Source organism: Halorubellus litoreus (assembly GCF_055378595.1).
Genome location: NZ_AP043834.1, coordinates 191169 through 204726 on the forward strand (window position 1 = coordinate 191169; position 13558 = coordinate 204726).

The 13558-nt window shown below is 69.4% G+C and carries 8 protein-coding genes; 2 read left to right on the top strand and 6 right to left on the bottom strand.

The features are described 5' to 3' along the window. Window positions 1–107 precede the first annotated feature (107 nt). The 3 genes from ACZ48X_RS00850 to ACZ48X_RS00860 all read right to left on the bottom strand — a co-directional run bounded on the left by ACZ48X_RS00850 (window position 108) and on the right by ACZ48X_RS00860 (window position 8033). Window positions 108–6017 (bottom strand): S8 family serine peptidase, encoded by a 5910-nt coding sequence (locus ACZ48X_RS00850; RefSeq protein WP_336351469.1) that lies wholly within the window; start codon window positions 6015–6017, stop codon window positions 108–110. A gap of 199 nt (window positions 6018–6216) precedes the next feature. Beyond that, complete coding sequence (locus ACZ48X_RS00855; protein WP_336351468.1) at window positions 6217–7086, bottom strand: universal stress protein; 870 nt, start codon at window positions 7084–7086, stop codon at window positions 6217–6219. Between the two features lie 137 nt (window positions 7087–7223). Further along, window positions 7224–8033, bottom strand: coding sequence for a cytochrome b family protein (locus ACZ48X_RS00860; RefSeq protein WP_336351467.1), 810 nt, complete (start codon window positions 8031–8033; stop codon window positions 7224–7226). 205 nt (window positions 8034–8238) lie between these two features. On the opposite strand from ACZ48X_RS00860, the gene ACZ48X_RS00865 reads away from it, so the two are divergent. Continuing rightward, window positions 8239–8673, top strand: a complete 435-nt coding sequence (locus tag ACZ48X_RS00865; RefSeq protein WP_336351466.1) for a hypothetical protein — start codon at window positions 8239–8241, stop codon at window positions 8671–8673. Between the two features lie 62 nt (window positions 8674–8735). Beyond that, entirely contained in the window at window positions 8736–9944 is a 1209-nt protein-coding gene (locus tag ACZ48X_RS00870) for a hypothetical protein (RefSeq protein WP_336351465.1), read from the top strand. An 86-nt stretch (window positions 9945–10030) separates the two neighbouring features. Here ACZ48X_RS00870 and ACZ48X_RS00875 read toward each other — a convergent pair whose 3' ends face one another. The 3 genes from ACZ48X_RS00875 to ACZ48X_RS00885 form a co-directional block, all read right to left on the bottom strand. After that, window positions 10031–11740, bottom strand: coding sequence for a hypothetical protein (locus tag ACZ48X_RS00875; RefSeq protein ID WP_336351464.1), 1710 nt, complete (start codon window positions 11738–11740; stop codon window positions 10031–10033). After that, a complete protein-coding gene (locus ACZ48X_RS00880; protein ID WP_336351463.1) occupies window positions 11737–12540 on the bottom strand; it encodes an ABC transporter ATP-binding protein in 804 nt (267 codons plus the stop codon). Before ACZ48X_RS00880 ends, ACZ48X_RS00875 begins: the two co-directional genes overlap by 4 nt. Window positions 12541–12630: 90 nt before the next feature. Further along, window positions 12631–13473 (bottom strand): DUF726 domain-containing protein, encoded by an 843-nt coding sequence (locus tag ACZ48X_RS00885; RefSeq protein WP_336351462.1) that lies wholly within the window; start codon window positions 13471–13473, stop codon window positions 12631–12633. Window positions 13474–13558: the final 85 nt, after the last annotated feature.

Here is a 13558-nt window from a genome sequence, read left to right on the forward strand (position 1 = left end):
GCGGGCGGGTCATCGGCGGAAGAGACCCCCCTCAGAGGCTCGATATCGAGAACCCAGTTCCTGCTTCGGTACCGACGGGGAGTGCGTGGTCGCGTCGAGCGGTCGCGTCAGTCCCGTCGGTGCGCTACAGCAGCGAGCGACGCGAGGACCGCGAGGACGACGGAGACAACGCCAAACCCGGGCGTGGGGCCGCTTCCGGACCCGTCGGCTGCGGTCGTCGTGCTCGCGGTGGGATCGTCCGTCGATGCGACCGTGGTCGTGGTCGATACCGCGTCCGTCGTGGTCGGTGACTGCGTCGTGGTGGTTCCACCGTCACCGCCGTCCCCACCGTCACCACCGTCACCGCCGTCCCCACCGTCGTCAGCGCCGCTCACCGACACGAACCCGGCGCGTCGGCCGTCGACCGACACCCGGAACGTCCCGGTCTCCTCGAACGTGTACGTCATCGTCACCGTGCGCTCCGAGCGCCCGGTGATGGACACCGACTTCTCCGCGACCTCGCTCCCGGACACCGTCAGCGTCACCGCCTCCGTCTTCGTCGCCGTGTGCTCGTTCTCGTACGTCGCCGTGACGGTCACGGATTCGCCGACCGCGACGTCGGACGAGGAGACCGTGGCACTCTTCAGGACGACGCGCGGGTCGTCCCCACCAGCGCCGCCGCCACCGCCACCGCCACCACCGCCACCGCCGCTCTTCGCGGAGACGTTGACGGAGACGGTCGCAGTGTTCTCGTTCCCAGCAGGATCGATTGCCGTCATCTCGACGTCGTACTCGCCCGCCGACTCGAACGCGTGCGACACCGCCATCCCGGTGTCGTCGACGGTACCGTCACCGTCGAAGTCCCACTCCACCGTCTCGACCGCGTCGTTGTCCGTCGACGACGACGCGTCGAACGAGATCGCCTGGCCGACCGTCGGCGTCGCGTTCGAGACGGAGACCGCGGGCGTCGGCGGCGTCTCGTCGACGACCGTGAGCGTCGCCGTGTCCTCGGCATGGTTGCCCGCCGGGTCGACCGCAATCACCGATATCGTGCGGTCACCGTACCACGTCGCGTCGATCGACGGCATGTCCCACGTGGCGCCGTACCACCGCTGGTAGGAACCGTCCGCGTCGTAGTCGTACAGCAGGTAGTCGACCTCGTCGTTGTCGGTCGCGTTCACCGTCGCGAACTCGACGGTCGCACCGTGCTCGACCTCGGTCCGGTTCAGCGTCACGTTCAACGTCGGCGGTTCGGGGTCTTCGACGTCGAAGTAGACGAACTCGTACTCGGCGTTCCCGTGCACGTCCTCGACGACGAGGTACGCGTAATCCTGACCGTAGTCGGTGAACCGCATCGTCGCGTTCCGGCCGTCGTACTGCGTGCCGTTGGGGTGATACCACGTGTACGACTCGACGCGCGTATTGTCGGTCGCGGTCGACGTGAAGCGAATCGGTTCCCCGGGGAGGACCTCGGTCCGGTTCGCGGACGCGGACACGACGGGTTCCTGGTCGTCCACGACGGGATACGACTGTTCGACGCTCTCGGCGTTCCCGCGCTCGTCGACGACGGTCAGGTTCACCGTCGCCGTCTCGATGGTGTCGAACGTCCACTCGAGCGTGTCGTCTGTGGTGTTCACCTCGGCGACGCCGTCGTCGTCGACGTCCCAGCGGTACTCGGCGATGCCGTAGTTGTCCGTCGAGTCGGACGCGTACAGCCGCTCGGTCGTGTTCACCGTCAGCTCGTCGTCGTAGTGCCCGATGTCGAACGCGGCCGTCGGCGGGATCTCGTCGGTGACGTTCACGTCGACGGACGCCGTCGACGCGTTCCCGGCGGTGTCGTAGACGGTGACCGTGACGGTGCGGTTCCCGAGCGAGTCGTACGTCTTCGTCACCGTCGGCGACCCGGTGGTGCGGTTGTCGTCGTCGTCGAGCGTCCACTCGTAGCGGTCGATCGCGCCGTCGTCGCTGCTGGCGCTCGCGTTCAGTTCGAGCGGACGCGAGACGTTCACCGACGTCCGGTTCGCGGCGACGTTCGCGGTCGGTGGCGTCCGGTCGCTGACGGTGACGGTCGCGGCGGTCGCCGTGTCCACGTTCTCCCCGTGGTCGACGACGTACACCGTCGGGTCGTGCGTGCCCGCGACGAGGAACGTGTGCTCGTAGGTCGGCGTCTGCGTGATGGCGTCGATGCTCTCGTCGTCGTTGACGTCCCAGTGGTACGCGGTGACGCCGACGTCGTCGGTGGACGCGCTCGCGTCGAACCGTATCGTCGTCCCGTTCACGGTCAGGTCCGTGGAGCCGTTCCGCGACACCGCCGCGGTCGGCGGTTCCGTGTCGACGACCGTGACCGTCCGTTCGACGGTCGTCGTCTGGCTCGCGTTGTCGGTCACGGAGAGCGTCACGGTCGTCTCGCCGACCGACGTGAACGTCGCGTTCGCGGTCGGGCCGCTGTCGGTGCGACCCTGGACGTCCCACTCGTAGCTCGCGATGTCGAAGTTGTCGGTGGAGTTCAGTGCACTGAACTGGATCGGGTCGTCGTAGGGGACGGCGAGCCCGGGGCCTTTCGCGGTCCGGTTCGCGTCCACCTGGACGCGCGGCGGGAGGTCGGCGAGGTGCGCGGCGTCGAACGTCGTGACGCGCGTCTCGTACCCGACGGTGTTCCGGGCGAACACGGCGACGTCGAGCGTCCCGGTCGCGGTCCCGAGCGACGCGTCGCCCTCGTACCAGTACTGGGTCCCGGAGACGCGCTCGACGTCGAGCGCCGTCCAGTTCCCGCCGCCGTTCCACGACGGCGGCCCGGTCGTGTCGCCGGTCGCGACGAAGATACGGACCTCCTCGACGGCGCTCGTGTCGAACTCGGTGACTGCGGCGCGGACGGTGAGGTTCCCGTTCGGCGCGGTGTTCGTCGCGTTCATTCCGACGAGGTCGACGTCAGCGACGTCGGGCGCGGTCCCGTCGCCGTTCTCGACGTAGGTCGCGGAGACGTTCGTGACGGTGCGCGTCGACAGCTTCGTCGCGTCGTTCCGGCCGACCATCCGGATGCCGTAGTCGTCGCCGTCACTGATGGAGACGTACTCGTCGACGAACCCGGACGTGGTCTCGTCGTGGACGACCTGGCCGTCGACGGTCACCGTGTACTGGTCCTCGGTGTCGTCGGTGTACGCGGTCCGAGTGCCCTCGCGCGCGCTCTGGGCGGTGAGCGAGATGGACATCCCGTACCCGGCGGTGCTGACGAGCGGGTCGCCGATGAACGGATGCGCGAGCGGGTCGCGGTCGACCGTCTGCCCAGCCTTCAACGGCGTCCAGACGTCCTCGTTCCGCTCGACGTCCCACCCGAGGAAGGGGCCGCCGAGGGAGAGTTTCCCCTTCTCGAACGACGACGTGTAGTAGATGGTCTGGTGCGTTCGGTCGCCGACGTTCCCCCCGAAGTAGTCGCTGAGGAGGTAGTCGGAGCCGGCTTCGGTCCGTAGGTGTGCGACGACCAGCTGTCCGGGCTTCGTTCGGCGGTACGTGACGTCCATCGCCCCGAGCGTGGCGTCGTCGACGACGACGGTGTCGTTCTCCGTGACGTCCTCGACGATGCCACCGACCGCGTACCAGGCGGGGACGTCGAGGTCGCTCGCGGTGTACCGCGTCTCGTCGACGGGCGCGAGCGCCGCCATCAGGGAGACGTCGGGCGCGCTGACGTTGGAGACGTACGCTCGCCGCGAGGCGTTCCCGACCGAGGACCGTCCGAGCGTGAAGTCGGAGCCGACGGTCGGTACGCGGTACCTGGCGGAGACGCTCTCGGCGTGGAGCGGCCCAGTGCGGTTCGTGACGTCGGAGACGTCCATCGTGACGGGGACGGCGTCGCTCTCGTTGAGGACGACGACGGTGTTCGCGTCCGTGACGTTCACCGTCTTCGTGAGGAAGACGGCCGTCCCGTTCGCGGTCTCGCCGTCGGTCGCGACCAGGTACTCGCCCGGCTCCGCGATACCGTACGACAGCGCCGCGCTGGAACTACCGTTGAACTCGTCGACTTCGAACGTCCCGCCGGACCGTGATTCGTTGTACTGCAGGACGACGGTGTCGTTGTCGACGGAACCACCGGCGAGCGCTTCCTTCCGGATGGTGAGGTTCGCGACGCGGACGTACCCGAAGACGGCGGTGTACTCGCCGTCGTCGAAGCTGACGCGACCGGCGTACGTCCCGATGGGGACGGCGCCGTCGACGGTGACGTTGACGTGCGCGGACTCGCCGGCGTCGAGCGTGAGCGTGGAGACGTTCGTCCACGCGGGCACGGGCGAGTCGCTGAGGTTCGTCGCGCTCGTCGAGAGGTTCAGCGTCACGGAGTCGTTCTGGACGTTCGTGACGGTGATGGTCTTCGAGTGGTTCCCGGCGGTGCCGATGGTCCCGAAGTCGACGACAGGTTCGGAGACGACGACGCCGGGATCGACGGCGTCGGTGGCGTTCACGCGCCCGGCGCCCTCGTCGTACGGCGTCTCGGCGTCGATGGGGTCGGCGGTCGAGGTGACTGCCGCTTTGAGTCGCTGGGGCCCCCAGTCGGGGTGTTCGTCCTTGACGAGCGCGACGACGCCCGCGACGACGGGCGTCGCCATGCTCGTCCCGCTCTTCGTGACGTAGTCGTCCGTGTAGCCCGCCTCAGTGGACGCCGCGCTGACGACGTTGCTCCCGGGGGCGACGAGCGTCGGCTTGAGGTACTCGCCCTGCGGGGTGGGGCCGCGCGAGGAGAACGAAGAGAGGTCGCCAGTCTTGTCGGTGGAGCCGACGGTGATGGCGTCCTCGGCGATACCCGGTGACCCGATGGTGTAGCGGCTGCCGCTGTTCCCGGCGGCGATGACGACCGCGGCGCCGTTCGAGACCGCGTACTCGACGGCGGCCGTGTACGGGTCGTTCTCGCGGACCACGGAGGCGCGGCCACCGAGGCTCATGCTGATGACGTCGGCGTCGTTGTCCGCGGCCCACTCCATCCCGGCGATGATACCGGACGTCGAGCCGTACCCGTACTCGCCGAGGACGCGGCCGTTGAGGAGGGTGGCGTTCGGCGCGATACCCGTGTACGTGCCGTTGCTGGCGTTCCCGTTCCCGGCGACGATGCCGGCGACGTGCGTGCCGTGCCCCTGCAGGTCGGCCGTGGTGCCTTCGCCGGTGAAGTCCTTCGCATCGGCGACCTGGTCGATGTCGGGGTGCGTGGCGTCGATACCCGTGTCGAGGACGGCGATGGTCACGCCGCTCCCGTTCACGTCGTAGTCACCGCGTGCGCTCTCGGCGTTCACGATGCTCGCCGCGTCGTCCATCTGGACGCGGTACTTCACGTCCAGGTGGACGGACTCGACGCGCGGGCTGCGACGGAGCTGTCGCGTCGCCCGCCGAGCGTCTGCCTTCGCGACGACACCGGCCTGCGCGCCGATGGTCTCGAGCGTCTCCGTCGCCTGGATCGCGGCGACGTCGCTCGCGACGCTGATACCGGCTTCCTGGCCGACCGGTTGCCGGCCGCGCGTCGACTCGACGATCACCGGAATCGAGTCGGCCTCGGCGTCGGTGAGGTTCTGCGAGATGAGGAGGTCGACGTTGAACAGCTGGCGGTCGAACGTCGAGAAGTCCACGGACGTCGGGTAGACGTACGTTCCACGGTCGGTACGGAGCGTCCGCATGTCGACTGGCGCGTCCGTGACGTACTGGCGCGTCCCGTTACGCTCGGTGACGCGGACGGTCTGGCCGGTGACGAGCGTCACGCTCGTCGCGTTCGTGCCGTTCGTCGCGTTCCCCTCGCCCGGGGTCGCGAGCGTCGGGGTCGGCGTCGGTGCGCTGTCGGTGAGCGCGGTCGGCGCGTCGGTTCCGCCGCTGGAACCGGGGCCGTTCGCGTCTGTCGTGTCGTCGATGCCGGTTCGCTGGTCGGTGGCCAGCGTCCCGTCGGCGTCGTCGACACCAGCCGAGGGTGCCCCCGGTGCCGCGACGACCGACGGTGCGATCATGCCAGTGACTGCGAGGAGTGCGACGAGAACGACCCCGCAGCGTCGTAGTGAGGAAGACCAGGCCATTGTCGGAAAGGTAATCGAGCTAACGATATTAACCCACAATTAAAATTGTTTCGTTGTATTGAACCGGGAATTAGTCAGACGGTGGGAGACCACGGCGAACGACGGAATCGAGTGCGGAGAACGAAGCGTAGACCGGCTTCAGGTGCGCTGACGACCGACGCCGCGAGCCGAAACCGTGAACAGACGCCGGAACCCGCCGTCAGTCGTCGCCGCGGACGGTGAGGACGGGAACGGGCGCGGACCGCACCGTCTTCTCCGCGACGCTCCCGAGGAGGACGCGATTCATGCCGGTCCGGCCGGTGGTCCCCATCACGACGGCGTCGACGGCGTGGTCGTCGACGTAGGACGCGATAGCGTCCGCGGGGACGCCCTCGAGGACCTCGGTTCGGACGTCCGATATCCCGCGTTCGGTGGCGTCGCTCTCGACGTCGCGCACGAGGTCCTGGGCGTCGACGCGAGCGCGCTCCGTGACGAGTTGCGCGCGGACGTCCGGCCCGAGACCGCCGGTGTCGACGACCGAGAGCACGTCGACGCCCGCGTCGAGCGTGGCGGCCAGCGAGAGCGCGTGCTCGCTCGCGCGACGCGACGCCGCACTCCCGTCGACCGGAACGAGCAGGCGGTCGTAGGGGAACGCGAGCTCCTCGTCGTCGACGGTTCGCGCGGTCAGAACGGGTGCTGGCGACAGCCGGACGACCTTCTCGGTGACGCTCCCGAGGAGATACCGCTTGATGCCCGTTCGGGCGTGCGTCGGCATCGCGACGAGGTCGTGCTCGTAGCGCTCGGCGTAATCGACGATGGTTCGCGCGGGCGTCCCCTGGACGACGTCCGTGTGCGGGTCGAGACCGAGGGATTCGAGGACGCCTTCGGCGTCCGCGAGCGCTTGCTCGCCTTCCGTCTCGAGCGCGTCGACGACGTCGCCGTCGACGAGCGTGACGCTGTCGCGGTTCGTGTCCGCGACCGCGAGCAACGTCACCTCGGCGTCGAGCGCGGTCGCGAGCTCGCCGACGTGGTAGAGGAATCGCGTGTCGCTTGTCTCCGCGGTCACCGGCAGGAGGACGTTCTGATACATACGTGGCACTTCGACCGCACGCCCGAAAGGCCTTACTACGATTCCGCCACAGGAACCGACGTCCGGCCGAACTCGGGTGGTCGCAGCCGGCCGACAGCCCGCCTACTTCGGTGGTTGCAGTCGGCCGACGAACCGTCTCACTTCGGTGGCCGCAGTCGGTAGTACCGGCGGTTCAGGTCGTACATGTAGCCCTCCTGCATCGACCGGAGGACGGCGTACGCGATGACGCCGGCGATCGGTGGGAGGAGGAACGAGAGGTCGAGGAGGAGCTGCGGGTCGACGAGTCCGCTGACGATGTTCTTCAGGGAGTAGACGCTGATGGTGAACGCGAACGTCACGCCGGCGACGCCGACGGCCGCCCAGAACGGTTGTTCGACGGGGCGGCGAGCGCTCCCCTTGTTGAGGAACGGGACGATGGTGATGGCGCCGACGACGACGAGGTTCGCGACCACGCCGTACGTGCGGTCGGCCATCAGTTTCGCGCCCTCCGCGGCGGTCTCCCCGCCGAGGATGGAGAGTTCGGGGTTCAGCGGGCCGAGCTTCAGGAGGCCGAACGACCAGTAGAGGTACCAGTCCGGCAGGATGACCGCTGGCGTCTTGTTGCCGTTCGCGGGCGGCCCGATGTGCGGCGGGAGCGTCGCGGCGAGGAACAGTATCATCCCGACGAAGAAGCTCGTCAGGGCGAGGTTCCTGATGGTCTCGTGGGGCCACGCGGGGAACCCGAGTACGTCGCGTTCGACGTAGTCGGACTCCTGGCGGAGGTCCTGGTCCTCGCGTCTGGCGCGCTCGAAGTACTCGTACGTGAGTCGGGAGAGTCCCTGCGTTCGCGTCTTCCGTTCGGTCCACGTCGGCGTCTCGCCGTCGGGCGCGACGACGCCGGTGCCGTCGGCCCTGACCGCGTGGTCGTCGCTCTGGTCGGCGTCGTCGCTGTCGTCGGTGGCTGTCATGGTGGAGGGCGGCACGCGAAACTGGGGGATTCGATAGGAAAGGTGGCGGTGACCGATTGCAGTTCACCTCATTCAGGCCGACCTTTCATGAGGGCGGACTGTTCAGTTCGAGAACTGGGTCTGGCGCGCGTCGGCGCGCCAAGTGGGAGGCTGCAGTTCGGTGACGAGCAGGAAGCACTTATGCGTCGCGCCACGGGTAGGAGGCGTGCGGCGACGTTCAGTTCTGCGAGCGACGGCGACGGCGGGCGTCCTCGGGGTCGCTGGCTGTGCGGCGATGAGCGGTGAGGACGACGCGACGCCGGTGACGGTCCAGGCGGTCGACGTCCTGAACCGCCGGTCTGCGGCCGCGACGGCGGAGTTCGTCGCCGATCGCGGCGAAGAGGTCGCGGTTCGTCGCACCGTCGAACTCGCGGGCTCGGAGAACGCGTCGCGGCCGCCGGGCGTCGAGATAGCGGCGTTCGCGGACGACCCGGGAGTCTACCGGTTCCGGCTCGACGTCCGCGACGGCGAGACGCTCAAGACGACGCCGAGCGGGCTCAACGTGACCGCTGACGGCGCTGACTGCGTCCGCGTCGTGTTCGTGCTGAACCTCGACGACCGGTTGACCGCGTACGCCCGGTCGCCCTGCGCGAGCGAGTAAGTTCGACTGGGTCGGGCGTTCCAGGCACCAGCGATTTGGGGATGGTGGTCGAAGCGGGGACGATGACTGTGGCGCTGGTGTCGCGGTGGGCGCGCCGGTACGTCGCGGTGGCGGTCGTCGCGCTGGTCGCGGCGCACGCCGCGATGCTCGCGAGCGCGCCGTCACGAGCGGTGGTGACGCTCGCGCTCTACGGGTTCGTGCTCCACGTGGTGTTCGGGAAGGCGTACTCGCTGGTGCCGACGTACTTCGACCGCGACCTCGCCGCGCCGCGAGCGATGGTCGTCCAGCTTCCGCTGACGGCGGTCGGCGTGGCGGGGATGGTAGCGGCCGCGTCGCTCGATGCGGTGCCTCGCGTCGTCGGCACGGCCGGTGCGCTCGCGTGGACCGGCGGCGTGGCGGTGTTCGTCGCGGCGATCGCGTGGACGGTTCGCTCGAATCCGACGGGCGTCGAGACCGCGACCGGCGACGGGAAAGCCCACCTCGCGGGCCTCGACCGCGCGGCGAACGCGTTCGTGCCGGTCGCGGTCCTGTACCTGCTCGCGGGCTCGTACGCCACCGCGGTCGCGTGGGACGCCGCACCGACCATCGGCCTGCTCGCGAGCGTCGCACCGGTGTTCGACGGGTATCCGCCGCGTGCGACGCACCTCCTCGGTGCGGGGACCGCGACCCTCCTGGTGCTCGCGCTCGGCGCGCGCCTCTGGCCGCGGTTCCTCGTCGTCGACCCACCCAGGGACGCGTTCGTGCTCGCGCTCGCGACGGGCGCGCTCGGCCCGGTCGTGCTCGCGGCGACCGTCCCCGCTGGCGAGTTCCTCGTCGCGGGCGCGCTCCTCGAAGCGACCGCGATAGTCGCGTACGCGGTCGCCTACGGCTGGTGCTTCCGGCGGTCGGCACGTCGACGGATAGCGTTCTGGAGCGTGCTCCTCGGCGCGGTCGCGGGCGTCGTCGCGGTTGCGCTCGGGGCGTGGTTCGCGGTCGTCGACCTCGACGGCGCGCTCGTCGTCGCGCACCGCCGCGTCACGCTCCTCGGGTTCCTCGGCCTCACCGTGGTCGGCGCCACGTTCCAGTTCTATCCGCCGACCGTCGGCCGGTGGCGGTACTGCACCGAGCGCACCGCGAGCGTCGCCGTCGGTGCACTGGCAGTGGGTGTCGCGCTCCAGGCGGTCGGTGCTGGCTCGAGCCTCGGCGGTCTGGCGGCGCTGGGAGCAGTCGTCGGACTCGCGGGCGCACTCGGGTACGGGTACCTGCTCGCCGCGGCGTTCGCGACGCGCTGAACGACGTCGATGCGAGGAACGAGAGCGGACGCGAGGAGAAGACGGCTGCGGTGAGAAGGCGACTGCGGTTGCAGGGCGGGTGCGAGTCAGTCGAGCGTGACTCTGTCGAACCGGCGGATGGCGTACCACGCCGACGCGAACGGTGCAATGGCGAGCGGGACGAGGGCGGCGCGCGCGGCGAGTCCGACGGTGTCGGCGGTCACGGACCACCCGAACGGGAGCAGCCAGCTGGCGATGGCGGCGACGAACGGTTCGACCGCGGGCTCGTAGACGATGCCGGCGGCGGCGACGACGAGCACGAGGAACAGCGAGTACGCGAGGAACGCGAGGAGGCTCGGGACGACGGCTTTCGTCGAGCGCGTGATGTTCACGGCCTCGTAGCGCGGGAACAGCATCCCGATGCCGACGGCGAACAGGCTGCCGACGAGGACGCTCGCGGGCGTTCCGAGGGCGACGGCGGCGAGCACGTCGGCCTCCAGTGGGACGGCGAGTGCGAGTGCGACGACGAGCGCGGTCCCGACCGGGATGGTGACGATGGCGCCGGCGAGGACGTGCGCACCGATGAACTGGCGGCCGCCGACCCGGGAGAGGACGGTCGCGGGGAGCGCGGACCCCTGGTCGCCGAGTGGGTTGAGGGTGAAGACGACCGCGCCGGCCCACGCGACGAACAGGAGCGCGCCCGCTGGCGCGAACGCGGGGACCTCGCCGGTCTGGACGATGTCGGCGAGGAACCCGATCGCGAACAGGAGCGGGTACGCGACGTACAGCAACTTGAGGGGGGCGCGTGCGGCGCGCTTCCACGCGAGGACGGTGACGGCGGCGGTACCGCGGCCGACGACGCCGCCGAGTGCGTCCTCGACGCGGAGGAGGAGGCCGTCGTCGTGCCGGTCGGTGTTCGGGTCGACGTCGACGTCGTCGTCCTCGGTGCCGGCGAGGACGGGGTCGGCGAACCAGTGGCGGTCGGCGACGCGCGTCGTGACGAGGACGCTCGCGGCGGCGAACGCGGGGACGAGTGCGAGCGCGAGCGCGGCGCGGAGCGGGCTCGCGGCGACGGGACTGCCGAGGAGGAGGAGGTCGGCGAACCACGCGGTCGGCGCCTGCTGCATCGGCTCGAAGATGGTGACGACGACGTTCCCGAGGACGTCCGAGAGGATGAGCGCCATGTACGCGACGAACACGAGCACGATGAGCGGGCCCTTGTGGCGTGCGACGAACGGGATGCGCGTGACGACGTGCCTGATAGCGAGCCCGAGCGGGTACGCGAACGAGACGGCCGTTGCGCTCGCGGCGACGGCGGCCAGCGGTGCGGTCGCGAGCAGCGTGTACGTGCCGGCGCCGACGCTGTACCCGACGGCGAGCACGGAGAACAGGGGGAGGGCGTACGCGAGTGCGAGCACGAACTCGGAGACGAGGACGCCGAGAACGGCCTCCCGGGTGGGGACGACCGAGAGCACGCCGACGTCGTTCTCGAGGGTGCCTCGCGTCCCGACGGTTCGGACGACGATGATAACGGCGAAGAACAGCCACATGATGGCGAACGCGCCGCGGCCGACCTCGAGCATCGAGTACTCGAAGGGGAGGGCGCCGCCGAGGCCGACCTCGCGACCGAAGAAGTACGCGCCGTAGCCGCCCGCGCCGCCGAACACGACCAGGAGGACGGCGTACGCGAGTATCTGAGACGTCCGGTCGATGGACTTGCGGACGACCCGGCGGAGGTCGACGCGGCCGAGGGTGAGGCCGTGCCGGAGGGTGCGCATCCCGCTGTTTGAGCCCGTGGACTCGGTGGGCGTGCTCACGCCATCACCTCGTCCTCCGGTTCGACGGGTTCGTCGTCGTGGTCGTCGGTGATGCGGAGGAACGCGTCCTCGAGCGTGCTCTCGACGGTGGATTCGGCGCGGTGCTTGAGTTCGTCCGGGGAGCCTTCGGCGACGAGTTCGCCGTCGTGGAGGACGGCGACGCGGTCGGCGAGTTCGTCGACGACGCTGAGGATGTGCGTGGAGAGGAAGATGGTGACGTCGCGGTCGGCGAGTTCAGCGATGAGGTCCTTGACGGTGCGTGCGGCGCGCGGGTCGAGGCCGCTCGTGGGTTCGTCGAGGAAGATGACGTCGGGATCGTGGATGATGGCCTGGACGAGCCCGAGTTTCTGACGCATCCCCTTCGAGTAGCCTTCGACGCGCCGGTCGGCGGCGTCGGCGAGCCCGAACCGCTCCAGGTACTCGTCGATCTCGGCGTCGGCCTGCGAGCGCGGGATGTCGTGGAGAGAGGCGACGTACCGGAGGTTCTCGCGCGCGGTGAGTTCCTCGAAGACGGGCGGGCTCTCGGGGAGGTACCCGATGTGGTCGATGACGGCGTCGCGGTCGGTGATGGGTGACCCGGCGACGAACGCCTCGCCGGAGGTGGGTCGCGTGAGCGTCGTGAGCATCCGCATCGTCGTCGTCTTCCCGGACCCGTTCGGGCCGAGGAACCCGTAGACGACGCCGGCGGGGATGGCGAGGTCGAGGTCGGTGACGGCGTCGACGTCGCCGAATCGTTTCGTGAGGCCGCGCGTCTCGATGGCGAGCGAGCGGTCGGGGGCGTCGTGGGGACCTGGTGACATGCCCCGGACTACGACGGCGAGGTTCTTAAAAGATGACGAACAGTTTCCGGGCTGGAAGCTACTGCGTCCTGCCGCCGCCGGGTGGTTTCGTCACCAGTTCTGGACGACGACGTCCATGCAGCCGCCGTCTTCCTTCAGTTCGGGGTACGAGTAGTGGTCGGGGACGACGTCGGTGACGTCGAGTTCGGTCATGTTCGCGGGCGGGGTGCCGTCGACGCCGGATTCGCCGACGGCGGTGTTGAGTTCGCCGAGCGAGTACGCCCATTCGAGGACGCTGTCGTCGGTCTTGTAGCAGTTGAGGACGGATTCGGCGGCGTACTCGAGGCCGGGGCCGTACTCGCCGTCGACCGCGCAGGCTTCGTTGTCGGCGGCGCCGCCGACGAGGACGAGGTCGTCGACGACGTCGGGGTAGCCCCACGCGCGGAGGTTCTTCATCGCGGAGGCGACGACCTGCGCGCCGAGGGAGTGCGCGACGAGCTTGACGGGGCGGCCGTCGTTGGCCTGCCAGTCGAGCAGGAAGTTCGCGAGTTTCGGGCCGTTCTGGGCGGCGATCTCCTGGGCTTCGTACCAGCCCTGGTCGACGCCACCGCCTTTGTCGGCGTCCCACGTGTAGACGGCGGTTGTCTCTTCGGCGCTCTGTTCGGCGAGCGCTCGACCCATGGTGTAGCCGCCGTCGATGTCGTCGTCGTCGCTGTCGTCGCTGTTCCAGCCGTGGACGAACAGGTGGAGTTCGTCGCCGTCGTCGTACTTCGCCCAGTCGCCGCGGTAGTCGTAGCTGTACGTGCCTTCGACGAGTTCGACGCTGCCGTACCACGTGATGTCGAAGTGGTCGCGGGTCGAGACGCCCGGGAAGTCCTGTGGGGCGTCGAGCGTGTCGTTGCCGTCGCCGCCGGCGCTGGCGACGCCGGTGCCGGCGACTGCGAGTGCTCCCATCGATGCGGTGCGCGTTAACATGGTGCGTCGGCGCATACCAAGACCATCGGTAATGGCTATCGGATAAGTGGTTTGGAACCGCGGT